At 75.2% G+C, this 23,638-nt stretch carries 22 protein-coding genes and 1 riboswitch; of the genes, 14 read left to right on the forward strand and 8 right to left on the reverse strand.

Going from position 1 to position 23,638, the window contains the following annotated elements; genetic code table 11:
* Nucleotides 1-2: 2 nt before the first annotated feature.
* Nucleotides 3-455: a hypothetical protein gene (locus tag JNO44_RS12835; RefSeq protein ID WP_205364100.1), complete on the reverse strand. Its 453-nt coding sequence runs from the start codon at nucleotides 453-455 to the stop codon at nucleotides 3-5.
* A gap of 208 nt (nucleotides 456-663) precedes the next feature.
* Nucleotides 664-794, forward strand: a riboswitch (cobalamin riboswitch).
* Nucleotides 795-924: 130 nt separating this feature from the next.
* On the opposite strand from JNO44_RS12835, the gene JNO44_RS12840 reads away from it, so the two are divergent.
* The 8 genes from JNO44_RS12840 to cobC all read left to right on the forward strand — a co-directional run bounded on the left by JNO44_RS12840 (nucleotide 925) and on the right by cobC (nucleotide 10,472).
* On the forward strand, nucleotides 925-1,902 hold the full coding sequence (locus tag JNO44_RS12840; RefSeq protein ID WP_205364101.1) for a cobalamin biosynthesis protein: 978 nt from the start codon (nucleotides 925-927) through the stop codon (nucleotides 1,900-1,902).
* A complete protein-coding gene (locus tag JNO44_RS12845) occupies nucleotides 1,899-3,443 on the forward strand; it encodes a cobyric acid synthase (RefSeq protein ID WP_205364102.1) in 1,545 nt (514 codons plus the stop codon). Before JNO44_RS12840 ends, JNO44_RS12845 begins: the two co-directional genes overlap by 4 nt.
* Nucleotides 3,444-3,618: 175 nt before the next feature.
* Nucleotides 3,619-5,751 (forward strand): putative cobaltochelatase, encoded by a 2,133-nt coding sequence (locus JNO44_RS12850; protein ID WP_205364103.1) that lies wholly within the window; start codon nucleotides 3,619-3,621, stop codon nucleotides 5,749-5,751.
* Nucleotides 5,751-6,350, forward strand: a complete 600-nt coding sequence (gene cobO / locus JNO44_RS12855) for a cob(I)yrinic acid a,c-diamide adenosyltransferase (protein ID WP_205364104.1) — start codon at nucleotides 5,751-5,753, stop codon at nucleotides 6,348-6,350. The genes JNO44_RS12850 and cobO overlap by 1 nt, the downstream gene beginning before the upstream one ends.
* Before the next feature lie 7 nt (nucleotides 6,351-6,357).
* Nucleotides 6,358-7,752, forward strand: coding sequence for a cobyrinic acid a,c-diamide synthase CobB (locus tag JNO44_RS12860; RefSeq protein WP_205364105.1), 1,395 nt, complete (start codon nucleotides 6,358-6,360; stop codon nucleotides 7,750-7,752).
* A gap of 79 nt (nucleotides 7,753-7,831) precedes the next feature.
* Nucleotides 7,832-8,479 (forward strand): cobalamin biosynthesis protein, encoded by a 648-nt coding sequence (locus tag JNO44_RS45145; protein ID WP_420882639.1) that lies wholly within the window; start codon nucleotides 7,832-7,834, stop codon nucleotides 8,477-8,479.
* Nucleotides 8,476-9,369, forward strand: a complete 894-nt coding sequence (locus JNO44_RS12870) for a sirohydrochlorin chelatase (protein ID WP_205364114.1) — start codon at nucleotides 8,476-8,478, stop codon at nucleotides 9,367-9,369. Before JNO44_RS45145 ends, JNO44_RS12870 begins: the two co-directional genes overlap by 4 nt.
* Nucleotides 9,366-10,472 carry an Rv2231c family histidinol phosphate aminotransferase CobC gene (gene cobC / locus JNO44_RS12875; RefSeq protein WP_205364116.1) on the forward strand — a complete coding sequence of 369 codons (1,107 nt, stop codon included), beginning with the start codon at nucleotides 9,366-9,368 and terminating at the stop codon, nucleotides 10,470-10,472. Before JNO44_RS12870 ends, cobC begins: the two co-directional genes overlap by 4 nt.
* Before the next feature lie 121 nt (nucleotides 10,473-10,593).
* On the opposite strand, the gene JNO44_RS12880 is transcribed toward cobC, so the two are convergent.
* Both JNO44_RS12880 and JNO44_RS12885 read right to left on the reverse strand, forming a co-directional pair.
* Entirely contained in the window at nucleotides 10,594-11,574 is a 981-nt protein-coding gene (locus JNO44_RS12880) for an SCO1860 family LAETG-anchored protein (RefSeq protein ID WP_205364117.1), read from the reverse strand.
* Between the two features lie 263 nt (nucleotides 11,575-11,837).
* The gene (locus tag JNO44_RS12885) at nucleotides 11,838-12,929 is read right to left on the reverse strand and encodes an amidohydrolase family protein (RefSeq protein WP_205369744.1); all 1,092 of its coding nucleotides are present in this window, start codon (nucleotides 12,927-12,929) and stop codon (nucleotides 11,838-11,840) included.
* 508 nt (nucleotides 12,930-13,437) lie between these two features.
* Between JNO44_RS12885 and ectA the strand changes: the two genes are divergently transcribed.
* From ectA to thpD, 4 genes are all read left to right on the forward strand, one after another.
* Complete coding sequence (gene ectA, locus JNO44_RS12890) at nucleotides 13,438-14,004, forward strand: diaminobutyrate acetyltransferase (RefSeq protein ID WP_205364121.1); 567 nt, start codon at nucleotides 13,438-13,440, stop codon at nucleotides 14,002-14,004.
* Nucleotides 14,005-14,073: 69 nt separating this feature from the next.
* Nucleotides 14,074-15,342, forward strand: a complete 1,269-nt coding sequence (gene ectB, locus JNO44_RS12895) for a diaminobutyrate--2-oxoglutarate transaminase (RefSeq protein WP_205364123.1) — start codon at nucleotides 14,074-14,076, stop codon at nucleotides 15,340-15,342.
* A 55-nt stretch (nucleotides 15,343-15,397) separates the two neighbouring features.
* Nucleotides 15,398-15,802 (forward strand): ectoine synthase, encoded by a 405-nt coding sequence (locus JNO44_RS12900; protein ID WP_039637583.1) that lies wholly within the window; start codon nucleotides 15,398-15,400, stop codon nucleotides 15,800-15,802.
* 70 nt (nucleotides 15,803-15,872) lie between these two features.
* Entirely contained in the window at nucleotides 15,873-16,775 is a 903-nt protein-coding gene (gene thpD, locus JNO44_RS12905) for an ectoine hydroxylase (protein ID WP_205364125.1), read from the forward strand.
* Nucleotides 16,776-16,916: 141 nt separating this feature from the next.
* Here thpD and JNO44_RS12910 read toward each other — a convergent pair whose 3' ends face one another.
* From JNO44_RS12910 to JNO44_RS12920, 3 genes are all read right to left on the reverse strand, one after another.
* Entirely contained in the window at nucleotides 16,917-17,990 is a 1,074-nt protein-coding gene (locus JNO44_RS12910) for an alkene reductase (RefSeq protein ID WP_205364126.1), read from the reverse strand.
* A gap of 133 nt (nucleotides 17,991-18,123) precedes the next feature.
* Complete coding sequence (locus JNO44_RS12915) at nucleotides 18,124-19,197, reverse strand: aminotransferase class V-fold PLP-dependent enzyme (RefSeq protein ID WP_073444979.1); 1,074 nt, start codon at nucleotides 19,195-19,197, stop codon at nucleotides 18,124-18,126.
* A 79-nt stretch (nucleotides 19,198-19,276) separates the two neighbouring features.
* Nucleotides 19,277-19,978, reverse strand: coding sequence for a DsbA family oxidoreductase (locus tag JNO44_RS12920; protein ID WP_205364127.1), 702 nt, complete (start codon nucleotides 19,976-19,978; stop codon nucleotides 19,277-19,279).
* Between the two features lie 172 nt (nucleotides 19,979-20,150).
* Between JNO44_RS12920 and JNO44_RS12925 the strand changes: the two genes are divergently transcribed.
* Entirely contained in the window at nucleotides 20,151-20,840 is a 690-nt protein-coding gene (locus JNO44_RS12925) for a class I SAM-dependent methyltransferase (RefSeq protein WP_205364128.1), read from the forward strand.
* Here JNO44_RS12925 and JNO44_RS12930 read toward each other — a convergent pair.
* Together JNO44_RS12930 and JNO44_RS12935 are read right to left on the reverse strand one after the other, a co-directional pair.
* Nucleotides 20,788-21,354, reverse strand: coding sequence for a GNAT family N-acetyltransferase (locus JNO44_RS12930; RefSeq protein ID WP_205364129.1), 567 nt, complete (start codon nucleotides 21,352-21,354; stop codon nucleotides 20,788-20,790). The two genes, JNO44_RS12925 and JNO44_RS12930, sit on opposite strands and share 53 nt — an antisense overlap.
* Nucleotides 21,351-22,580, reverse strand: coding sequence for an aldehyde dehydrogenase family protein (locus JNO44_RS12935; RefSeq protein WP_478219197.1), 1,230 nt, complete (start codon nucleotides 22,578-22,580; stop codon nucleotides 21,351-21,353). Before JNO44_RS12935 ends, JNO44_RS12930 begins: the two co-directional genes overlap by 4 nt.
* 145 nt (nucleotides 22,581-22,725) lie before the next feature.
* Here JNO44_RS12935 and JNO44_RS12940 point away from each other — a divergent pair, with 145 nt between their 5' ends.
* Nucleotides 22,726-23,496, forward strand: a complete 771-nt coding sequence (locus JNO44_RS12940; protein WP_205364134.1) for an IclR family transcriptional regulator — start codon at nucleotides 22,726-22,728, stop codon at nucleotides 23,494-23,496.
* Nucleotides 23,497-23,638: the final 142 nt, after the last annotated feature.

The raw sequence follows: 23,638 nt of genomic DNA on the forward strand, positions 1-23,638 counted from the left end.
GGTCAGTCCTCGCCGGTGCTGCCGTCCTCGTCCGCACGGCTTGCGGTGCGGGGGCGCGCGGACCCCGGGTCGGCCGGCTGCTGCGGGCCCTCGCCGAGGTCGTGCACCTGCGGGCCGGCGCCGACCGCGACCGAGGGCTCCTCGCCCTCCTCGCGGGCCTCCCGGCGGCGGCGCAGCCACTCGCGTAAGGCGATGCCCAGTCCCTTGGTGATCTCGGCGGCGACCGCCCCGACGACGACCAGGACCAGGTCGTCGACGCCGACCGCCATCGCACCGTCGGCGGCGTCGCGGCCGGGGCTCTCCTCGGGGCGGGGCCGGCGCTGCCAGTCGTGCTGGTGCCGCGTCAGCCAGGGCTCGCGCTCCAGCCATGCGGTGAGGTCGTCGATGTCCTGGCTCGGATTGTTGGTACCCGCGACCCTGATGCGGATCTCGTGGCGGTCGGCGCTCTCCGGCATCCCCCGGTCCCCCTCCCGGCGGGCCCCTTCGCCCACCGTGCTCCAGATAGTGGCGCGGGAGGCGTGCCAGGGGCAACCGTCCGTGAGCCGGCGGCCACCCTGTGGCTTTGGCCACAGGTCCGGCGGTGGGGCTGCTTCGCAGGTCAAGGGTGAGTTGACGGGCCTTCGCGGGGCGTGGTGGACTGCCGGGGCCAATCGGCGACAGCAGAGGAAGTCCGGTGCGAATCCGGCGCGGTCCCGCCACTGTCACCGGGGAGCGCTCCTCCGACGAGGGCCACGGCCCGTACTCCGTACGGGCGGGAAGGCCGGGGGCGGCGCCGATCCGGGAGCCAGGAGACTCTGGTCGCCGTCACGTCGAGCCAGGGCGCGGACCCTGAGTGAGGACATACCGCCATGCCCGGCTGCCCGTCGAGAGCTCCCCTGCCCGCTGCCGCCGGGTCCCTTCGAGGGCGGACGGCGGCCTGATCCGATGCGCGGCGAACACGCGGGATATGCGTGCGGCGCGGTCCTCGGCTACCTCGGCGATCTGATCGCGGCGGATCCGCGGCGCGGCCATCCGGTGGCCGCGTTCGGCCGGGCCGCGGGCGCCGTCGAACGCCGGCTGTGGCGCGACCACCGCGGCCACGGGACGGCGCACACCCTGGTCTGCGCGGGCGGCGCGGCCGTCGGCGCCGCGCTGCTGGAACGCGCCCTGCGGGACCGTCCGGGCGCCCGGACCGCGCTGACCGCGGCGGCCGTGTGGGCGGTGCTGGGCGGCACCTCGCTCGGCCGGGAGGCGCGGGCCGTGGGCGGTGCGCTGGCCGTCGGCGACCTGGACGCGGCGCGGGAACGGCTGCCGCATCTGTGCGGGCGCGATCCGCAGTCCCTGGACGGGCCGCAGATGGCCCGTGCGGTGGTGGAGTCGGTCGCCGAGAACACTTCGGACGCGGTGGTGGGCGCCCTGGTGTGGGGCGCCCTCGGCGGTGTGCCCGGCCTGGTGGCGTTCCGGGCGGTGAACACCCTGGACGCGATGGTGGGTCACAAGTCGCCGCGCTACCGGCGGTTCGGCTGGGCGGCGGCCCGTCTCGACGATGTCGCCGGCTGGCCCGGCGCCCGGCTGACCGCGGCGCTGGCGGTCCTGGCGGGCCCGGACCGGCGCGGTGCGCTGCGGGCCTGGAGGGCGGACGGCGGGGCCCATCCGAGCCCCAACGCGGGCCCGGTGGAGGCGTCGTTCGCGGGGGCGCTGGGCGTCCGCCTGGGCGGCACCCTGGCGTACGGCGGGCGGGTGGAGCACCGGCCGGTGCTCAACGGCGGCGCACACCCGCCCCAGGTGCCCGACATCGAGCGGGCGGTGCGCCTGTCCCGGCGGGTGGGCCTGCTGGCGCTGGGCGTCACGGTGGCGGGCCGGCTGGCGGCGGGCACGGTATGGCGCAGGAGTCTGCGCGGGAGCGGGAGGAGAACCCGGTGAACGGGCGGAGGAGGGCGGCCGGCGGGGCCGTGGGCGGCGGGCTGCTGGTGGCCGGGACGACGTCCGACGCCGGCAAGAGCGTGGTGACCGCCGGCATCTGCCGTTGGCTGGTCCGGCAGGGCGTCTCGGTGGCGCCCTTCAAGGCGCAGAACATGTCGCTGAACTCGTTCGTGACCCGGGAGGGCGCGGAGATCGGCCGGGCGCAGGCGATGCAGGCGGCCGCGGCCCGGGTCGAGCCGACCGCGCTGATGAACCCGGTGCTGCTCAAGCCGGGCAGCGACCGCAGCAGCCAGGTGGTGCTGCTGGGGAAGCCGGTGGGCGAGCTGAGCGCGCGCGGCTACCACTCCGGGCGCCAGGAGCAGTTGCTGGGCACCGTGACGGACTGCCTGGCGGAGCTGCGGCGCACCCACGACGCGGTGATCTGCGAGGGCGCCGGCAGCCCCGCCGAGATCAACCTGCGGCGGACCGACATCGTCAACATGGGCATCGCCCGGGCGGCACGGATCCCGGTGGTGGTGGTCGGCGACATCGACCGTGGCGGGGTCTTCGCCTCGTTCTTCGGCACCACCGCGCTGCTGTCACAGGAGGACCAGGCGCTGGTCGCCGGCTACCTCGTCAACAAGTTCCGCGGCGATGTGACGCTGCTGGAGCCGGGACTGGAGATGCTCCGCGGGCTCACCGGCCGGGCCACGTACGGCGTCCTGCCGTACGCGCACGGGCTGGGCATCGACGAGGAGGACGGACTGAGGGTGTCGCTGCGCGGCGCGGTCCGCGAGTCGGTGGTGGTGGCGCCGCCGGCCGGTGAGGACATCCTCCGGGTCGCGGTGTGCGCGGTGCCGCTGATGTCCAACTTCACCGACGTGGACGCGCTGGCGGCCGAACCGGGTGTGGTGGTGCGGTTCGTGGACCGGCCCGAGGAGCTGGCCGACGCGGACCTGGTGGTGCTGCCGGGGACCCGCGGCACGGTCCGCGCGCTGGCCTGGCTGCGGGAGCGCGGGCTGGCGGACGCGGTGGTCCGGCGGGCCGCGGAGGGCCGCCCGGTACTGGGCATCTGCGGCGGGTTCCAGATGCTCGGCGAGCGCATCGAGGACGAGGTCGAGTCGCGGGCGGGCACGGTGGACGGGCTGGGGCTGCTGCCGGTACGGGTGCGGTTCGCGGTGGAGAAGACGCTCGCCCGGCCGTCCGGTGAGGCGCTGGGCGAGCCGGTGGAGGGGTACGAGATCCACCACGGCGTCGCCGAAGTGGCCGGGGGCGACGAGGAGTTCTTGGACGGGTGCCGGGCGGGGGCCGTGTGGGGCACGCACTGGCACGGCTCCCTGGAGAGCGACGGGTTCCGGCGGGCGTTCCTGCGGGAGGTGGCCCGGGCGGCCGGCCGCCGGTTCGTGCCGGCGCCGGACACCCGCTTCGGCGCGCTGCGCGAGGAGCAACTGGACCGGCTGGGCGATCTGATCGAGGAGCACGCGGACACCAAGGCGCTGCTGCGGCTGATCGAGGAGGGGGTGCCGGAGGGGTTGCGGTTCGTTCCTCCGGGGGCGCCGTGAGGGCCCCCGGAGGCGGGATCCCCGCATGTGCGGGGCGCACAACAGCAGCTCCGCCAAGTGCTCGTGAAGGAGCGGGCCATCCCCGCATAAGCAGGGCCAAGAACGCCAGCGTGCCGCGCGGCACACACAGTTCGACCGGCAACGGACGCAAGCCACCCGAAGGAGCGATCACCACATGAGCACCCGGTATCCGTTCACCGCCGTCGTCGGCATGGACGACCTGCGGCTGGCGCTGCTGCTGAACGCCGTCAGCCCGGCGGTCGGCGGTGTCCTGGTCCGTGGCGAGAAGGGCACCGCGAAGAGCACCGCGGTGCGTGCCCTGGCGGACCTCATGCCCGAGGTGCCGGTGGTGGCGGGCTGCCGCTTCAGCTGCGACCCGCTCTCCCCCGATCCCCAGTGCCCGGACGGCCGGCACGACGCCGGCCCCGCCGAGTCCCGGCCGGCCCGCATGGTCGAGCTGCCGGTGGGCGCCTCCGAGGACCGCCTCGTCGGCGCGCTCGACATCGAGCGGGCGCTCGCCGAGGGCGTGAAGGCGTTCGAGCCGGGGCTGCTCGCGGCCGCCCATCGCGGCATCCTCTACGTGGACGAAGTCAACTTGCTCCATGACCACCTGGTCGACGTCCTCCTGGACGCCGCCGCCATGGGCGCCTCCTACGTGGAGCGGGAGGGCGTCTCGGTGCGGCACGCCGCCCGGTTCCTGCTCGTCGGGACGATGAACCCCGAGGAGGGCGAGCTGCGGCCGCAGTTGCTGGACCGGTTCGGGCTGACCGTGGAGGTCGCGGCGTCCCGGGACCCGGAGCAGCGGGTGGCGGTGGTCCGCCGCCGGCTGGCCTACGACGACGACCCGGCGGGCTTCGCGGCGCGCTGGGCGGACGAGGAGCGTCAGCTGCGGGAACGGATCGCGCTGGCGCGGGAGTTGCTGCCGCAGGTGCGGCTCGGCGACGCGGCGCTGCGGCAGATCGCGGCGACCTGCGCGGCGTTCGAGGTGGACGGGATGCGGGCGGACATCGTGATGGCCCGCACGGCGACCGCGCTGGCGGCCTGGGACGGGCGGACCGAGGTGCTCCCGGAGGACGTCCGTCAGGCGGCGCTGCTCGCGCTGCCGCACCGGCGGAGGCGCAATCCCTTCGACGCGCCGGGGCTCGACGAGGACAAGCTCGATCAGGTACTGGAGGAGTCCGGCGGGCAGGACCCGGACGGCGACGACGATCCGGATCCGGAGCCGGAGGGCCCGGACGGCGGACCGGACGGCGGTCCCGGCGGCGGTCCCGGCGGGCTGCCGCCGCAGGACGGCGGGCCCCGGGAGCAGCCGGCGGACGCGCCGGCCCCGGAGCTGCCGCGGCAGCCCGAACCGGAGCGTCCGGCGCGTGCGGAGGACCCGGAGCGGGAGCCGGCGGCCTCCGGGCCGGGCCGGGAGCAGGCCGCGGTGGGCGCCACCGAGCCGTTCCGGACCCGGCGGCTGGACGTGCCGGGGCTGGGCGAGGGCGCGGACGGCCGACGGTCCCGGGCGCGCACCGCGCACGGCCGGACGACCGGGGCGCGCCGGCCCCGAGGGGCCCTGGGGAAGCTGCACCTGGCGGCGACGGTGCAGGCCGCGGCGCCGCACCAGTGGGCCCGCGGGCGGCGCGGCCCGGGGCTGGTGGTGCGCCGGGACGACCTGCGGGAGGCGGTGCGCGAGGGGCGCGAGGGCAACCTCGTGCTGTTCGTGGTGGACGCGTCCGGGTCGATGGCGGCGCGGAAGCGGATGGGCGCCGTCAAGGGGGCGGTGCTGTCGCTGCTGCTCGACGCGTACCAGCGGCGGGACAAGATCGGGATGATCACCTTCCGGGGTTCCGGTGCCGAGTTGGCGCTGCCGCCGACGTCGTCGGTCGAGGCGGGCGCGGCGCGGCTGGCGCAGCTGCCGACCGGCGGCCGGACGCCGCTGTCGGAGGGGCTGCTGCGGGCCCATGAGGTGCTGCGGGTGGAGCGGATGCGGGATCCGTCGCGCCGGCCGCTGCTGGTGGTGGTCACCGATGGCCGGGCGACCGGCGGCCCGGACCCGCTGGGGCGGGCGCACCGGGCGGCGGGGCTGCTGGCCGGCGGGGGCGTCGCGTCGGTGGTGGTGGACTGCGAGGCGGGACCTGTGCGGCTGGGGCTGGCCGGGGAGCTGGCCCGGGAGCTCGGCGGCACCGCCGTCACCCTCGACGAGCTGCGCGCGGACAGCGTCTCCGCGCTCGTAAGGACCGTGCAGGGCAGGCCCGTCCGCGGCGGCAGCAGTGCCGGCCGGGGCCGGGATCACGATCACGTCAACAGGGAGAAGGCCGCGTAATGCCGCAGGGACAGCCGTCCGTCGTACCGGACGACGGACTCACCACCCGCCAGCGCCGCAACCGCCCGCTGGTCCTGGTCCACACGGGCAAGGGCAAGGGCAAGTCCACCGCCGCCTTCGGGCTGGCGCTGCGGGCCTGGAACCAGGGCTGGCCGGTCGGGGTGTTCCAGTTCGTGAAGTCGGCGAAGTGGAAGGTCGGCGAGGAGCGGGCGCTGAAGGTGCTGGGCGGCACCGGGGAGGGCGGCACCGTCGACTGGCACAAGATGGGCGAGGGCTGGTCCTGGGTGCAGCGCGACTCCCAGTTCAGCAACGAGGAGGCGGCCCGGGAGGGTTGGGAGCAGGTCAAGCGGGACCTGGCGGCCGAGACCTACCGGCTGCTGGTGCTGGACGAGTTCGCCTACCCGATGAAGTGGGGCTGGGTGGACGTCGAGGAGGTGGTGTCGGTGCTGCGCGAGCGGCCCGGTGCGCAGCACGTCGTCATCACCGGGCGGGACGCGCCCGAGGCGCTGCTGGACTTCGCGGACCTGGTGACGGACATGACGAAGGTCAAGCACCCGATGGACGCGGGTCAGAAGGGCCAGCGGGGCATCGAATGGTGAGCTCCTCATGAGTGGCGGCGCCGTGCCCCGGCTGGTGATCGCCGCGCCGTCCTCGGGCGCCGGGAAGACGACGGTGGCCACCGGCCTGATGGCGGCCTTCGCCGAGGCGGGCCTTGCGGTGTCGCCGCACAAGGTGGGGCCGGACTACATCGATCCGGGGTACCACTCGCTGGCCACCGGCCGGCCCGGCCGCAACCTGGACGCCTATCTGTGCGGCCCGCAACAGATCGCGCCGCTGTTCCTGCACGGGGCGGCGGGCGCGGACCTGGCGCTGGTCGAGGGCGTGATGGGGCTGTTCGACGGGGCGTCGGGGATGGGCGAGCTGTCCTCGACCGCGCAGGTGGCGAAGGTGCTGCGGGCGCCGGTGGTGCTGGTGGTGGACGCCTCCTCGCAGTCCCGGTCGGTGGCGGCGCTGGTGCACGGCTTCGCGTCGTGGGACCCGGAGGTGCGGCTGGCCGGGGTGATCCTCAACAAGGTCGGTTCGGACCGGCACGAGGAGCTGCTGCGGGACGCCATGGGCTCCTCCGGGGTGCCGGTGCTCGGGGCGCTGCGCCGTACCGAGCAGGCCCGTACGCCGTCCCGGCACCTGGGTCTGGTGCCGGTCGCCGAGCGGCGCGCCGAGGCCCTGGACTCGGTGCGGGCGCTGGCCGCGCGGGTGCGCGAGGGCTGCGATCTGGAGGCGCTGCTCGCGCTGGCGCGCTCGGTGCCGGAGCTGCCCGACCGGCCGTGGGACCCGGCCCGGGCGGTGCCGGCGCCCGCCGTGGGCGCCGGCCGGCCGGTGGTCGCGGTGGCCGGCGGCCCCGCGTTCACGTTCTCGTACGCCGAGCACGCCGAGCTGCTGACCGCGGCGGGCGCCGAGGTGGTGCCGTTCGACCCGCTGCGGGACGAGCAACTGCCGCCCGGCACCCGGGGGTTGGTGATCGGCGGCGGCTTCCCGGAGATGTACGCGCCGGAGCTGTCGGCGAACGCGCCGCTGCGGGCCGCGGTGGCCGCGCTGGCGGCGTCCGGGGCGCCGGTCGCCGCGGAGTGCGCCGGGTTGCTCTATCTCTCCCGTTCGCTCGACGGGAAGCCGATGTGCGGGGTGCTGCCCGCCGACGGCCGGATGACCGAGCGGCTGACCCTGGGCTACCGGGAGGCGGTGGCGCTGACCGACAACGCGCTGGCGGCGGCCGGGACCCGGGTGCGGGGCCACGAGTTCCACCGGACGGTGCTGGAGCCGGGCGCGGGGGCGTCCCCGGCGTGGGGCGTGACGCACCCCCGGCGCGGCGTGGAGGGCTTCGTCTCCGGCGGGGTGCACGCCTCGTATCTGCATGTGCACTGGGCGGCGGAACCGGCCCTGGCCGGGCGGCTGGTGGCGTCCGCGGCCCGGGTCGCGGCGCCGGCCGCGGACGGCGCCCGGTGAGCGCCGAGGTCGCCGGGGCGACCGGCGCCCTGGTGGGGCGGCGCGCCCCGGTGGCGCTCGGGCCGGGAGCCGTCGCGGCATGAGCGGCGCGGCCGCGGTCCCGCGGCGGCCGGGCGGCGCGCTGGTCGCGGGGGTGGGGGCCCGGCGCGGGGTGCCGGCGGCGGAGGTGCTGGAGCTGATCGGGGCGGCGTTGGCGGCGGCGGGCCGGGCGCCGGCCGCGCTGGCCGGGCTGGCCACCGTCGACGCCAAGGCGGCCGAGCCGGGGCTGGTGGCCGCGGCGCGGGAACTCGGGGTTCCGCTGTGGTCGTTCCCGGCGGCGGAGCTGGCGGCGGTGCCGGTCCCGGCGCCGTCCGCCGCGGTCCGGGCCGTGGCCGGTACGCCGAGCGTCGCCGAGGCGGCCGCGCTGCTGGCCGCGGGGCCCGGGGCCCGGCTGGTCGTCGGCAAGCGGGTGTCGGCGCCGGCGGGCCGGCCGGCCGCGGCGACCTGCGCCCTGGCGGCCCCCGCCGCCCCGAACACCCGGGACATTCCCGCCATTACCTCCGGTACGGCGGGCGCGGCCGACATGCCCACGGCGGGTCCCGCTATCGTCATCGTCCCCTCCCTCGACGCACCGGCTCCACCGGAGCGGCCAACGCCGCGCTCCCCATCCGGCGTGGCCCGGCGGGCGGCGGAGGGCGGCGGCCACCGCCCCGACAGCGAAGCCCCTGGCACCAAGGAGACGTTGTGACCACCCGTCCCGCATTGCTCATCGCCGGTCACGGCACCCGTCGCGAAGGGGCGGCCGGCGCCCTGCGCACGCTGGTGCGCACGCTCGCCGAGCGGCACCCCGAAGTGCCGGTCGCCGGCGGCTTCTTCGGCGCCTCGGCGTCGCCGCTGCCGCTGTCCGGCGCGGTCGAGGAGTTGGCCGCGCGGGGCGCGACCCGGCTGATCGTGGTGCCGCTGCTGATGGCGCCCACCGGGCCGATACGGGAGTCGCTGCCGGAGGCGGTGGCGCGGGCGGTCGCGGCGCACCCCGGTCTCGGCTCGGTGTGCCTGCCCGAGCTGGGGCCGCACCCCCGGCTGCTGGAGGTGCTGGAGCGGCGGCTGGACGAGGCGCTGGGCGGCGGCGCGCGGCGGCCCGCGGACCGGGCCCGCACCACGGTGCTGCTGGTGGGCCGGGGCGCGGCCGATCCCTACGCCAATGCCGAAGTGGTCCGGGCCGCCCGACTGTTGTGGGAGGGCCGCGGCTTCGCGGGCGTGGAGACCGCGTTCGTCACCCTGGCGGCGCCGGACGTGCCGACCGGGCTGGACCGGTGCCGGGTGCTGGCCGCGGCGGCGCCGGACGCCTCGGGTCCGGGGCGCACCGTGGTCCTGCCGTTCTTCCTCTTCGCCGGTGACCTGCTGGACCGGCTGCGGATGCAGACCGAGGGCTGGGCGGCGGCGCACCCGTGGGCCGAGGTGCTGGCCGCGGAGCCGATCGGCGCGGCGCCGGAACTGGCCGCGGTGATCATGGAGCGCTACCGGGCGACGGTGGCGGACGAGGCGGCGGGGCACGGCCGGGCGGCGGCGGGGGACGCCCGGCCGGCGACCGGCCCGCTGCCCGACGCCGCGCTGAGCGCCGCGGGGGGCCAGGCGTGACCGGACCGGCGCTGTCGTCGGCGTCCCCGGCGCACAGCGGGCCCGACTCCGGGGAGGTGGATCTGCGGCACCACGGCGACGCCGAGGTGCGCGGCACGGATCCGGCGGAGCTGACGGACCTGGCGGTCAATGTCCGCGCGGGCACGCCCCCGGCCTGGCTGAAGGATCGGATCGCCGGGTCGCTGGACGGGCTGGCCGCGTACCCGGACGGCCGGGCGGCCCGCCGGGCGGTCGCCGCGCGGCACGGGCTGCCGGTGCGGCGGGTGCTGCTGACGGCCGGCGCCGCCGAGGCGTTCGTGCTGGTGGCGCGGGCGCTCCGGGCCCGCCGGCCGGTGGTGGTGCATCCGCAGTTCACCGAGCCGGAGGCGGCGCTGCGGGACGCCGGGTACGAGGTCGGGCGGGTGCTGCTGGCGGAGCGGGACGGCTTCCGGCTGGATCCGGCGGCGGTGCCGGACGACGCGGACCTGGTCGTCGTCGGCAATCCCACCAATCCCACCTCGGTGCTGCATCCGGCGGGCATGCTGGCCGCCCTGGCGCGGCCCGGCCGCACCCTGGTGGTGGACGAGGCGTTCATGGACGCGGTGCCCGGGGAGCGGGAGTCGCTGGCGGGACGGGTGGGCGAGCTGCCGGGGCTGGTGGTGCTGCGCAGTCTCACCAAGACCTGGGGGCTGGCCGGTCTGCGGGTCGGCTATGTGCTGGCCGACGAGGGGACCGTGGCGGCGCTGGAGCGGGCCCAGCCGCTGTGGCCGGTCTCCAGTCCGGCGCTGGCCGCCGCCGAGGCGTGTTGTGCGCCGGCGGCGCTGGCCGAGGCGGCCGCGGCGGCCGAGGAGATCGCCGCGGACCGGGCCCATCTGCTGGCCCGGCTGGCCGGGTTCCCCGCGGTGGTGGTGGCCGGTCCGGCGGCGGGGCCGTTCGTGCTGGTGCGGCTGCCGGGGGCGACGGCGGTCCGGGCCGGGCTGCGGGCCCGCGGGTTCGCGGTGCGCCGCGGCGACACCTTCCCCGGACTGGGCCCGGACTGGCTCCGGTTGGCCGTCCGGGACCGGACGACCACCGACCGCTTCGTGGCCGCCCTGGCGGACGTGCTCGGCGACCCGGCCCGGTAGAGCGGACGGGGTGCGCCGCGCGGGCCCACGCGGCGCACCCGTCCCCACCAGCGCCCGGCGCCCCCCACGGCACCGATGCGCTGGGGTGCCTCCCCCGCCGTGCGGGCGAGGGGAGGGTCCGTCAGCCGCGCCCGTCCGGCGCGGCGCTCCGGCGGCGGGTGTAGACCATCGCCCCGGCGCCGCCGGCGACCAGCAGGACCGCGCCGCCGACGAGGTACGGGGTGGCGGCGCTGCCGCCGGTCTCGGCGAGGTTCTCGGTGGCCGGGCGGGCGCCGCCCCCGGTGTGCGCCTGGGTGCCGGTGCCCGGCTCGTGGGGCTGACCGGGGTGCGCCGGGGTGCCGGGCTTGTCCGGGGTGCCGTGCGGGGTGGTGCAGGTGGCCTGGGCCAGCGTGACCTGGCCGTGGACCTCCGCGACGTTGAGCTTCAACGGGTTGACCGAGACCCGGAGTTGGAGCGCGGTGGCGGCGGCGCTCGCCGAGGTGGTGCTCTTCTGCGACAGGTCGAGCCGGACGTCGCCGACGCCGGGCACGTCGACCTCGGTGGTCCCGCCGGCACGGAGCGCGACCCGCTTGCCCAGCACCACGACGTCGCCCAGCACCTGGGACTCGGCCCGCGGATGCGCTCCGGCCGTGCAGACGGCGCGGGCGGTGACCTGCTGGACCTCGGCCAGCGGCAGCGCCGGCAGGCCGGGGAGCTGGACCTTGGCCCGGACGAGGTGGGCGTGGCCCTCGGTGGTCCGCCCGTCGGCGGTGGCCCGGGCGGTGGCGACGTCGGCCCGCAGCAGGCTGACCGGCCGGCCGCCGTCGATGCCGTCCAGCCGGACGGTGAGCGCGGTCTTGTCGGCCGAGGCCGGAGCGTGGACCTCGTTGAGGACGGCCCGGACGGGGACGTTCAGGCTCTTGTCGAGCAGGTTGACGTCCAGGGCGGTGCGCAGCACCACCGCCCCCGAGGTGCCGTGGCCACGGGCGTCGTCGCCGGTGGCGTACGCGGCGGGCGCGGCGGCGAGGGCGACGGCGGGACCGGCCGTCAGGACGGCGGCGGCCAGTGCGGCGCCGATCCGCCTGGTGGTGCCGGCGGAGCCGGCGGTGGAACGGGTGGACACGTGTATGGAACCCCCACATGAGAGATGGCGCCGCCGACCGCGCCAATGGGGGACATCACGCGGGCCGACGGCATCGACTCGCACATCGTGTACGCACGGAGGGTGAACGGTTAGCCACGCGAGGTTAGTTCACCCCAAAGGGTGGTTTTCGCGCCCTTATTCGATTTCCCCCGACCCCTCCGCCCCGGCGGGCCTCCCCCGCCACAGCCGTACCGGGCCGCGGGGGCCCGGCACGGCCCGCCGGGCGGGGTGCCGTAGGTCGCTCAGCCCACGACCCGGCCGCGCAGCACCACCAGGCGCGGCGCCGCCAGCACCCGGACGTCGGCCCGCGGGTCGGTCTCGTAGACGACCAGGTCCGCGGAGGCGCCCTCGGTGAGCCCGGGGCGGCCGAGCCACTCCCGGGCGCCCCAGGTCGTCGCCGAGAGGGCGGCCTCGACGGGCAGCCCCGCCTTCATCAGCTCGGCGACCTCGTCGGCGACCAGGCCGTGCGGCAGCGAGCCGCCGGCGTCGGTGCCGGCGAAGATCGGGACGCCGGCGTCGTAGGCGGCCCGCACGGTGTCGTAGCGCCGGGCGTGCAGCCGGCGCATGTGGTCCGCCCAGCGCGGGAACTTCGTCTCGCCGCCGGCCGCGAGCTGCGGGAAGGTCGCGATGTTGACCAGCGTGGGGACGATCGCGACCCGGCGCTCCGCGAAGAGCGGGATGGTGTCCTCGGTCAGGCCGGTGGCGTGCTCGATGCAGTCGATGCCGGCCTCGACCAGCGGGGCGAGGGACTCCTCGGCGAAGCAGTGGGCGGTGACCCGGGCGCCGAGCCGGTGCGCCTCGGCGATGGCGGCGGCCACCTCGCCGGGCGGCCAGCAGGCGGCCAGGTCGCCGGTGGAGCGGTCGATCCAGTCGCCGACGAGCTTGACCCAGCCGTCGCCGCGCCGGGCCTCCTGGGCGACGTAGGCGACCAGGTCGGCCGGCTCGATCTCGTGCGCGTAGTTGCGGATGTAGCGCCGGGTGCGGGCGATGTGCCGGCCGGCGCGGATGATCCGCGGCAGGTCGGGGCGGTCGTCGATCCAGCGGGTGTCCGAGGGCGAGCCGGCGTCCCGGATCAGGAGGGTGCCGGCGTCCCGGTCGGTGAGCGCCTGCTTCTCGCTGGTGGCGGCGTCCACCGGTCCGTGCGCGTCCAGTCCGACGTGGCAGTGGGCGTCGACCAGGCCCGGCAGCACCCAGCCGGTCACGGTCCTGGCATCGCGTGCCAGGGCCGGCCGCTCGAAGGTGACCCGGCCGTCGATGACCCACAGCTCGTCGCGGACGTCGTCCGGCCCGACGAGGACCCTCCCCTTGAGGTGCAGCACCGCACCTTCGCTCATGGACGTCATGCACGCACTGTATGCGGGGGCCCGAGCCGGCGGCCACGGTGCGCGAAGAGCCCGCGCCGGCCCCGCTCCGGGCGGTTTTCGCAAAAACCCGCAGCGCGCCCGGGACACATCGAAGCGCGGTGCTTCCCGCATCTCACCGGAAGCGCTTGGCGGAACTTCTCGCACGACTTTTGAGGAAGCGCCCAGGACGCCTTCTACCGGCGAATTCCCTATTCCTCAGAAGAGCAGCTTCCCGTATTCTTATGCCCGCTTTCCTCAAGCTCAAACGCCAAGATTTCGCTAGTACCGAGCCTCATAATTCAGGCACTTCGCGGGAGCGTTACGAAGCTGTGACTGACTACACAGCGTGTCCGTTTCGCCCCGAACTATCGGACCAAACCGTGACACTTTGCAACCGATTCGCGCGCTCGTGCGCCCCCGCGTGATAACACAGATCAGGTTCTCACGTAACCCCTGCCCGCGATGCAATTTGCTTTTCGCCTCGGTAAATTTAATTTCCATGACCGCCGCACAAGCAGACCATGCCGGTGCCCGAAGCGAAATCAGAGAAATACCGGAGGGCTTCAAGCTCGACACCCCCCGGGTGGAGGACGGGGCCGCGATCTGGCGCATCGCCCGCGACTCGAAGACGCTGGACCTGAACTCCTCCTACAGCTACCTCCTGTGGTGCCGCGACTTCGCCGCCACCTCCGCCGTCGCCCGCGACGCGACGGGCGAGCCGGCCGCGTTCATCACCGGCTATCTGCGCCCGGACCGCCCGGACACCCTCGTCGTCTGGCAGGTCGCCGTCGATGCGGCGCACCGCGGGCGGGGCCTGGCCGCCGCCCTGCTGGACGGGCTGACCACCCGTGCCGTCGACGAACTGGGCGTCCGCCGCGTGGAGACCACGATCTCGCCCGGCAACACCGCCTCCAACCGGCTGTTCGCCTCCTTCGCCGAGCGGCACTCGGTGCCGATCGAGCGCGAGATGCTCTTCGACGCGGCGCTCTTCCCCGAGCAGGGCCACGAGGCGGAGGTCCTGCACCTCATAGGCCCGTTCGAGGCGCCGCCCGGCAGCAGACGCTGACCCTGGCCGCGCGCACGGCGCCACCCCCCGGACTTCTCCCTCCCCGCACTCATCTCCCAGGAGCATGCTGTGACCCTCACCCAGCCCGATCTGAGCGTCTTCGAAACCGTCGAGTCGGAGGTGCGCAGCTACTGCCGTGGCTGGCCCACCGTCTTCGACCGCGCCCAGGGCAGCCGCCTGACCGACGAGGACGGCCACACCTACCTGGACTTCTTCGCCGGTGCCGGTTCGCTCAACTACGGGCACAACAACGCGGTCCTCAAACGCGCCCTGCTCGACTACATCGAGCGGGACGGCATCACCCACGGCCTGGACATGTCCACCACGGCCAAGCGGGCCTTCCTGGAGTCGTTCCAGAACATCATCCTGCGGCCGCGCGACCTGCCCTACAAGGTCATGTTCCCGGGCCCGACGGGCGCCAACTCCGTCGAGGCCGCGCTCAAGCTGGCCCGCAAGGTCAAGGGCCGCGAGTCGATCGTGTCCTTCACCAACGCCTTCCACGGCATGTCGCTGGGCGCCCTCGCGGTCACCGGCAACTCCATGAAGCGGGCCGGCGCCGGCATCCCGCTGGTGCACGGCACCCCGATGCCGTTCGACAACTACCTCGACGGCCAGACGCCGGACTTCCTGTGGTTCGAACGGCTGCTGGAGGACCAGGGCTCGGGCCTGAACAAGCCCGCGGCCGTGATCGTGGAGACCGTGCAGGGCGAGGGCGGGATCAACGTCGCCCGCACCGAGTGGCTGCGCGCCCTGGCCGCCCTGTGCCAGCGCCAGGACATGCTGCTGATCGTCGACGACATCCAGATGGGCTGCGGCCGTACGGGGGCCTTCTTCTCCTTCGAGGAGGCGGGCATCGTGCCGGACATCGTCACCGTCTCCAAGTCCATCAGCGGCTACGGACTGCCGATGGCGCTCACCCTGTTCAAGCCGGAGCTGGACATCTGGGAGCCCGGCGAGCACAACGGCACCTTCCGCGGCAACAACCCGGCGTTCGTCACCGCGGCCGCCGCCCTGGACACGTACTGGGCCGACGGCCAGATGGAGAAGCAGACGCTGGCCCGCGGTGAGATCGTCGAGGCACACCTGAAGGCCATCGCCGAGGAGCACCCGGGCACCTTCGCCGAGTACCGCGGCCGCGGTCTGGTGTGGGGCCTGGAGTGCACCGACAAGAGCCTTGCCGACAAGATCGCGGGGCGCGCCTTCGAGCTGGGTCTGCTGATCGAGACCTCCGGCCCGCAGAGCGAGGTCGTCAAACTGCTGCCCGCGCTGACGACCACCCCCGAGGAACTGGACGAGGGCCTGCGGATCCTCGCCCGCGCGGTCCGCGACTGCGCCTGACCGCAGCCCTGCGCCGACATCCCTCGCCGAACCACAGAAAGGCATCCGACACACCATGATCGTCCGCTCGTTCCAGGAGATCGAAGGCACCGACCGCCACGTCAAGGCCAAGTCCGGCACGTGGGAGAGCAAGCGCATCGTGCTCGCCAAGGAGCGGGTCGGCTTCTCGCTCCATGAGACGGTCCTCTACGCCGGAACCGAGACGTCCATGTGGTACGCCAACCACATCGAGGCCGTGGTCTGCGTCGAGGGCGTCGCCGAGCTGACCAACGACGAGACCGGCGAGAAGCACCTCATCACGCCCGGCGTGATGTACCTGCTCGACGGGCACGAGAAGCACACCATGCGGATCAAGGAGGACTTCCGCTGCCTGTGCGTCTTCAACCCGCCGGTCACCGGTCGCGAGGACCACGACGAGAACGGCGTCTACCCGCTGCTCACCGAGCCCGAGGCGGGCTGAGCGGCACCGCACCGCCGCGGGCCGCCGCGATGCCATGAGATTCCGTACGAGAGGAGAGGAAGGCACCACCATGACCACCGCACCCGAGCGCACCGCCGACCTGTACCCGACCCGTGGGACCTCCGAGGTCATCACCCCGCGGAAGGACCCGGTGGTGTGGTCGCGGCCCGGAGTCGAGGGGCCCTTCGCCGCTGCCGAGCTGAGCGACTTCGACCGTGACGGCTTCTGCGCGCTGCCGGAGCTGCTCACCGCGGACGAGGTCGCGGTGTACCGCGCCGAGCTGGACCGGCTGGTGGGCGACCCGGCGATGCGCGCCGACCCGCGCTCGATCGTCGAGCCGACGTCACAGGCCGTCCGCTCGGTCTTCGAAGTCCACCGGATCAGCGAGGTGTTCGCGGGACTGGTCGCCGACCCCCGGGTGGTCGGCCGGGCCCGGCAGATCCTCGGCTCGGACGTCTACGTCCACCAGTCGCGGATCAACGTCAAGCCCGGGTTCGGTGCCTCCGGCTTCTACTGGCACTCGGACTTCGAGACCTGGCACGCCGAGGACGGGCTGCCGCACATGCGCACGGTGTCGGTCTCGATCGCGCTGACCGAGAACTACGACACCAACGGCGGCCTGATGATCATGCCCGGGTCGCACCGGTACTTCGTCGGGTGCGAGGGCGCCACCCCGAAGGACAACTACAAGAAGTCGCTCCAGATGCAGGACGCGGGGACGCCGTCGGACGAGGCGCTGACGACGATGGCGGACCGGCACGGCATCCGCCTGTTCACCGGCCGGGCCGGCTCGGCGACCTGGTTCGACTGCAACGCCATGCACGGCTCCGGCGACAACATCACGCCGTACCCGCGCAGCAACGTCTTCATCGTCTTCAACAGCGTGGAGAACCCCGCGGTGGAGCCGTTCGCGGCGCCGGTCCGGCGCCCGGAGTACATCGGGGCGCGCGCCCCGTTCGTTCCGGTCAAATAGGGGACGGCCGGTGCTCCGGCACCGGGCGGGGAAGCGGGGAGGCCCCGCGCGCGGCCGCCGCACGGCACCACTGGGGTGCGGTGCGGCGGCCGCCGCGCGCGGGGCCTCGACCGCGTCACGACGGCCGGGGCTGACGCTCCGTCAGCTCTCGTCGTCCAGCGCGGGGTAGTCCAGATAGCCGCGGTCGTCGCCACCGTAGAAGCCGTCCCGGTCCGGGGTGTTGAACGGGCCGCCGGCGGCCAGTCGGCGGGGCAGGTCGGGGTTGGCGATGAACAGCGCGCCGTACGCCAGCAGATCGGCCTCGCCGCGCTCGACGAGCGGGAGCTCCTCGGGGCCGGTGGGCCGGCCTTCGGTGGCCGGGTTGAGCAGGAACGGGCCGTCGAACCGCTTCCGCAGCCGGGCCAGCAGCTCCAGGTCGGTCACGTCGCAGGTGTGCAGATAGGCCAGGCCCAGCGGGGCGACGGCCTCGATCAGCGCGGTGTAGGTGGCCTCGGGCGCGGGCTCGTCGATGTCGTTGAACGGGTTGCCGGGCGAGAGCCGCAAACCGGTGCGGTGCGCGCCGACCGCGCCGGCGACCGCCTTGACCACCTCGATGGCGAACCGGGCGCGGGCCTCGTCGGAGCCGCCCCACGCGTCGGTGCGCCGGTTGGCGTTGGGGGCCAGGAACTGGTGGATCAGGTAGCCGTTGGCACCGTGGATCTCCACGCCGTCGAAGCCGGCCTCGATGGCGTTGCGGGCCGCGGCGGCGAAACCGTCGACGGTCGCGCGGATCTGCTCGTCGGTCAGCTCGCGCGGGGTGACGAAGTCCGTCGGGCCGTTCTGGGTGAAGCCCTGGCCCGCCGCCTTCACCGCGGACGGGCCGACCGGCTCCAGCCCGTCGGGCAGCAGCACCGGGTGGCCGATCCGGCCGCCGTGCCACAGCTGGGCGAAGATCCGGCCGCCGGCGGCGTGCACGGAGTCGGTGACCCGGCGCCAGCCGGCGACCTGGTCCGCGGCGTGCAGCCCCGGGGTGAGCGGGTAGCCGCGGCCGACCACCTCGGTCTGGGTGGCCTCGGTGATGATCAGGCCGGCCGAGGCCCGCTGGGTGTAGTACTCGACCATGGACGGGGTGGGGACACCCTCGGCGGTGGCGCGGTTACGGGTCATCGGCGCCATGACGATGCGGTTGGCGAGCGGTATACCGGCGAGCTCTATGGGGTCGAACGCAGTGGTCACTGACGGCCTTTCAGCGGTTTGTCATGGTTCGTCAACTCGGCTGCCGAGCCGAACCATTGGCCACTACCTCAGCGGTCGATCCCGGCCCCGTATTCCCCTGGGGCCGTATTCCCCTCGGGCCCCGAACCGCCCGTCAAGGAACCAACAGGGACAGCGCCCGGCTCACGTCCTCGGTCGAGTTGTAGAGGTGGAACGCCGCCCGGAGCAGCCCGCCGCGGACCGAGACCCGCACCCCGGCCCGGGCCAGCCGCGGTTCGGCGTCCGCCAGCCCCGGGGTGGAGACGATCGCGGACCCGGGTGCGGCCCGCGGGGTGAAGCCGGCGGCCTCCAGCCCGGCCCGGTACTGCTGCGCCAGCGCGACGTTGTGGGCGTGGACGGTGTCCACGCCCAGCTCCGCGAGCAGCCCGAGGGAGTGCTCGGCGGCCACGTAGGAGTAGTGGGCGTGCGGCTCGTCGTAACGGCGGGCGGTCGCCGCCGGTCGGTCGACCGGACCGTAGTTGGACTCCCCCGGGTCCTCCCCGGCGACCCACCCCGCGTGCGCCGGCACCGGCCACCCCGGGCCGCCCGGCTCCCCCCGCTCCCCGCCGAAGACCATGAACGTCGTCCCGCGCGGGCACAGCAGCCACTTGAACGCCCCGCACACCACGTAGTCGAAGTCCGCGAGCCGCAGCGGCAGCCAGCCCGCCGCCTGCGTGATGTCGACATACGTCAGCGCCCCGTGCGCCCGGGCGGCGTCCCGGATGGCGGCCAGGTCGGCGATCCGGCCGTCCAGCGCGTGCACCGCGCTCACCGCGACCAGCGCCGTCCCGGGCCGCACCGCGTCGGCGAGCGCCTCCCACGGCACCGCCCGCACCGTGCACCCGGCGCGCGCCGCCAGCGGGTTCACCAGGGAGCTGAAGTCCCCCTCGGCGACCAGCACTTCGCTGCCGGCCGGCAGCGAGCCCGCGACGAACGCCGACTGCACCGCGACCGAACTGCCCAGCGCCACCCGCTCCTCGGGCACCCCCATCAGTCGGGCGAAGGCACCGCGCACCCGGGCGCCCGTCCCGAGGTAGTCGCGCCCCATCGTCCCGTGCGACGCCGACTCCGCCACGGCGGCGGTCAGCGCGGCGGCGCTCCGCGCGGGCAGCAGCCCGCAGGACGCCGAGTTCAGATAGACCGTCTCGGGCGCGAACTCGTCGCCGCCCAGTGCCATGTGTCGCTGCATGGCCCCACTCTGCTCGGTGACCGCCCCGGCGTCCACGGGAATGCCCGGGCCGCGACGCGGGGGCGGACCGGCCGGTGGGTCAGACCGCGCAGCTCCCGTCGCCGCAGCCGTCCGCGTCGTCGGCGGCGACGGCCAGCACCTGGACGGCGGAGTCGGCGTGCGCCCGCTCCAGGGCCTGGCGGAAGACGTCGGCGGGCTGGGCGCCGGAGACGCCGTAGCGGCGGTCGATGACGAAGAAGGGGACGCCGGTGGCGCCCAGCTCGGCGGCGGCGCGCTCGTCGGCACGGACCTCGTCGGCGTAGGCGTCGGGGTCGGCGAGGACCCGCGCGGCCTCGGCCTCGGGCACGCCGGCCCCGACCGCGATCCCGGTCAGCACCGCAGGGTCCGCGAGCTGCCGGGCCTCGGCGAAGTTGGCGTGGTAGAGGGCGGTGAGCAGCGCGTCCTGGACGCCGTGCGCCGTGGCCAGGTGGAGCAGCCGGTGCAGGTCGAAGGTGTTGCCGTGGATGCGGTCGGAGCGGTAGCCCAGCCCCTCGCCGGCCGCCGCCTCGGCCACCCGGGCCTCCATCGCCTCGGCCTGTTCCCGGCTCACGCCGTACTTCGTCGCGAGCATGTCCAGGATCGGGACGTCGGTGGCCGGCGGGGCGGCCGGGTCCAGTTCGAAGGAACGGTGGACGACCTCGACGTCCGCCCGCTGGGCGAAGGCCGCCAGACCGGCCTCGAACCGGGCCTTGCCGATGTAGCACCAGGGGCAGGCGATGTCCGACCAGATTTCGACGCGCATGGGGATGACTCTCGATGACTTTCCTCGGGGGAACCGGCCCGCGGCCGATCAGGGGTACGAAGGGGTGCAACGGTGCCGGCAGCGGGCTTATTCCGGATGCCCGGGCGTCCCGAACGGGTCGGCCGCCGCGCGATGCGCCGGATGCGCGTCGGCCGGGCGGTACCGTCCCGCTATGGGCACGCCACCACCGCACGCGACCGACGGGTTCTGGGAGTCGACCGGGGCCACCAAGACGTTCACGCATCCGCTCGACGCCGAGCTGCTGACGGAGTTCGTGCCGCGGACCGCGCGGGTGCTGGACTACGGCTGCGGGTACGGGCGGCTCACCGCCGAACTGGTCGGGTCGGGGTACCGGGCGGTGCGCGGGGTGGACCGGTCCGCGGCGCTGATCGCGCGGGGGCGGCGGGAGCATCCGGGGCTGGCCCTGATGCGCTGGGCCGGGTTCCCGCTGCCGTTCGCGGACCGCAGCTTCGACGCGGCGCTGCTGTTCGCGGTGCTGACCTGTGTGCCGGACGACGCCGGCCAGCGGGCGATCGTCGGGGAGCTGGGGCGGCTGGTGCGGCCCGGTGGGGTGCTCTACGTGAGCGATGTGCCACTGCAGGACGACGCGTTCCACCGCGGGCAGTACGAGCGGTTCGCGGCGCGGTACGGGACGTACGGGGTGTTCGAGACGGAGGACGGCGGGGTGTTCCGGCACCATCCGCCGGAGTGGCTGCGGGGGCTGCTGCGGGAGGCGGGTTTCACGGTGCTGCGGGAGCGCCGCACGGTGGTGCCGACGCTGGACGGCCGCACCGCCGAGCGGCTGCAGATCATGGCCCGGCGGGAGCCGGCCGGTGCTCCGGCGGAGTCAGGCACAGGGTGAGTGCCAGGTGGGTCGCGTCCGGGGCGGGACGGCGGTCCGGGTCGGGGCGCCAGCCGAGCCGGGTGTAGAAGCTGCGGGCGCGGTGGTTGTGCCAGAGGACGTCGAGGACGGCCCGGGAGTGGCCGGCGGCGCGCCAGGCGTGCAGACAGGCGGCGTGCAGGGCACGGCCCACGCCGGTGCCCCAGTGGGCCGGATCGACGTGCAGCTGGTGCAGCGCGACGGTGGTCGCGGGGTCGGTGCTGGAGGGGTGTCCCCGGTGGGGGCGGTAGGAGGCGGCGCCGAGGACGGTGTCGCGGTGGACGGCGCAGAGGGTGGGCGCCTCGTCGCGGTGCAGCACCCGGGCCCAGGCGTCCCGCCAGCGGGCGTGCTCGGCGGGCGCGTCGAACGGCGCGTCCGGCACCCGGCCGCGGAGGTAGGCGGCGCGGGCGGCGGTGTGCAGTGCGGCGATCTGCTCCAGGTCGGCGGGGGTGGCGGGGCGGACCTGCGGGGTGGGGTGCGGCGCGGCGGGGTTCACGGGCCGGTCCCCTCCCCTGCCGGCGGGCCACCGGCCCGGTGCCCGCGCGGCTCCTCGGCCCGGCCGTCGACCCGGCGCGGCAGCTCCAGCGCATTGGCGTCGCGCAGCTCGGGCGGGAGGAGGGCCGGCGGGGTGTCCTGGTAGGCGACCGGGCACAGCCAGCGTTCGACGGCGGTGGCGCCGACGGAGGTGGCGGTGGAGGTGGTGGCCGGGTAGGGGCCGCCGTGGTGCTGGGCGGGGGCGACCGCGACGCCGGTGGGCCAGCCGTTGACCACGACCCGGCCGGCGAGCGGGGTGACCGCGGCGAGCAGCCGGGCGCCGCGGCCGGCGGGGTCGGTGCCGGCGCTCTCGGCGGCGGAGAGCTGGAGGGTGGCGGAGAGGGTGCCGGGGACGCGGGCGAGGAGTGCGGTGGCCTCGTCCTCGTCGGCGCAGCGGGCCAGGACGGTGACCGGGCCGAAGCACTCCTCCAGCAGGAGGTCGTGCGGGCCGGGGACGGCGAGGCGGGCCGCGTCGACGGTGAGCACGGCGGCGCCGACGGTGTGCCCGCCGTCCACCGCCATGGGCCGCAACGGGGCCTGGACGTCGGGGAGTTGGGCCCGTTCGTGGATGCCGGCCAGGAACGCGTCGCGCATCCGGTGGTCGAGCATGACGCCCGGCCCGGTGGCGCCGGCGGCGGCGGCGGTGAGCGCGGTCAGCAGCCGGTCGCCGTGCGGGCCGTCGGGCACCAGGACGAGCCCCGGCTTGACGCAGAACTGCCCGGTGCCCAGCGTCATGGAGCCGGCCAGCCCGGCGCCGATCTCGTCGGCGCGTTCACCGGCCGCGGCCTCGGTGACCACCACGGGGTTGAGGCTGCCCAGTTCGCCGTGGAAGGGGATCGGGTGGGGGCGGGCCGCGGCGGCGTCGCAGAGGGCGCGTCCGCCGCGGATCGAGCCGGTGAAGCCGGCCGCCGTGACCAGCGGGTGGCGGACCAGGTCGAGCCCGGCCCGGAAGCCGTGCACCAGGACCACGGTGTCCGCGGGCAGTCCGGTCTCGGCGGCGGCGCGGCGCAGCAGGGCGGCCCGCCGGCCGCGGGCGGCGAGCGGGCCCCGGGCGGCGTGCGCGGCGCGGACCGCGGCGTCCACGGCGTCGGCTGTGGCCTCCACCGCAACCCGCTCCCGACGCTTCCCGGTTCGGGGGTCCACGCTCCAGACTGGTGCTGCCACCGGCGCTGCTTCTGCTGCTGTCACCGTGGGTCCCTCCCGGGCGAGGTCAGTGCTGCGCGAACCCTTGCTGCGCACGGGACAGCGCTGACGGCGTTCTATATGCTGAACGATGTCCCAGATGGTGAATATCTGGGACTCTATGACTGTCCGAACAGAGGGGTCAAGGGCGATGTCGGCTGCCGAGACCGGTGGAGCGCAGGTCAAGTCCGCTGTGCGGACGGTGGAGTTGCTCGAATACTTCGCGGGCCGCCCCGGCATGCACAGCCTCGCCTCCGTCCAGGAAGCCGTCGGATATCCCAAGTCCAGCCTCTACATGCTGCTGCGCACCCTGGTCGACCTCGGCTGGGTGGAGACCGACGCCACCGGCACCCGCTACGGCATCGGCGTGCGCGCCCTGCTGGTCGGCACCTCGTACATCGACGGCGACGAGGTGGTGGCCGCCGCCCGGCCGACCCTGGACCGGCTCTCCGACGACACCACCGAGACCATCCACCTCGCCCGGCTCGACGGCGTCAACGTCGTCTACCTCGCCACCCGCCAGTCGCAGCACTACCTGCGCCCGTTCACCCGGGTCGGCCGCCGGCTGCCCGCGCACTCCACGTCGCTGGGCAAGGCACTGCTCGCCACCTGCACCGACCACCAGGTACGGGCGATGCTGCCGGCCACCCTGCCCGCGCTGACCGAGCACACGATCACCGACCGCGAGCAGCTGATCGAGGAGCTGCACGCGGTGCGCGAGCAGGGTTTCGCGGTCGACCGCGAGGAGAACACCGTCGGCCTGCGCTGCTTCGGCGTGGCGATCCCCTACCGCACCCCGGCCCGGGACGCGATCAGCTGCTCGGTGCCGGTGGCCCGGCTGACCCCCGCCCATGAGCAGACGATCAAGGACGCGCTGTTCGACGCCCGGGACCGGCTGACGCTGGCCACCCGGCGCCTCTGAGACCCGGCCGGGGCGGTCGCGGCCACCGGACGGCGCAACCGGCCGGCCCTGCTCACCCGTTCACCGTAGGCCAGCAGGACCGGCCGGCCGTCGCGGGCTTATCTCGTGGGTGGAGGCGCGGAACTCCGCCGATTCCCCCAGT

This window comes from Streptomyces noursei, assembly GCF_016917755.1.
GTDB lineage: Bacteria > Actinomycetota > Actinomycetes > Streptomycetales > Streptomycetaceae > Streptomyces > Streptomyces yunnanensis.

Bases quoted from the DNA above. Each gene is read 5' to 3' on its own strand.
- JNO44_RS12835 (WP_205364100.1), bottom strand. From the start codon at position 455: ATGCCGGAGAGCGCCGACCGCCACGAGATCCGCATCAGGGTCGCGGGT.
- JNO44_RS12840 (WP_205364101.1), top strand. From the start codon at position 925: ATGCGCGGCGAACACGCGGGATATGCGTGCGGCGCGGTCCTCGGCTAC.
- JNO44_RS12850 (WP_205364103.1), top strand. From the start codon at position 3,619: ATGAGCACCCGGTATCCGTTCACCGCCGTCGTCGGCATGGACGACCTG.
- cobO (WP_205364104.1), top strand. From the start codon at position 5,751: ATGCCGCAGGGACAGCCGTCCGTCGTACCGGACGACGGACTCACCACC.
- JNO44_RS12860 (WP_205364105.1), top strand. From the start codon at position 6,358: ATGAGTGGCGGCGCCGTGCCCCGGCTGGTGATCGCCGCGCCGTCCTCG.
- JNO44_RS45145 (WP_420882639.1), top strand. From the start codon at position 7,832: ATGAGCGGCGCGGCCGCGGTCCCGCGGCGGCCGGGCGGCGCGCTGGTC.
- JNO44_RS12885 (WP_205369744.1), bottom strand. From the start codon at position 12,929: ATGAGCGAAGGTGCGGTGCTGCACCTCAAGGGGAGGGTCCTCGTCGGG.
- ectA (WP_205364121.1), top strand. From the start codon at position 13,438: ATGACCGCCGCACAAGCAGACCATGCCGGTGCCCGAAGCGAAATCAGA.
- JNO44_RS12900 (WP_039637583.1), top strand. From the start codon at position 15,398: ATGATCGTCCGCTCGTTCCAGGAGATCGAAGGCACCGACCGCCACGTC.
- thpD (WP_205364125.1), top strand. From the start codon at position 15,873: ATGACCACCGCACCCGAGCGCACCGCCGACCTGTACCCGACCCGTGGG.
- JNO44_RS12915 (WP_073444979.1), bottom strand. From the start codon at position 19,197: ATGCAGCGACACATGGCACTGGGCGGCGACGAGTTCGCGCCCGAGACG.
- JNO44_RS12920 (WP_205364127.1), bottom strand. From the start codon at position 19,978: ATGCGCGTCGAAATCTGGTCGGACATCGCCTGCCCCTGGTGCTACATC.
- JNO44_RS12925 (WP_205364128.1), top strand. From the start codon at position 20,151: ATGGGCACGCCACCACCGCACGCGACCGACGGGTTCTGGGAGTCGACC.
- JNO44_RS12940 (WP_205364134.1), top strand. From the start codon at position 22,726: ATGTCGGCTGCCGAGACCGGTGGAGCGCAGGTCAAGTCCGCTGTGCGG.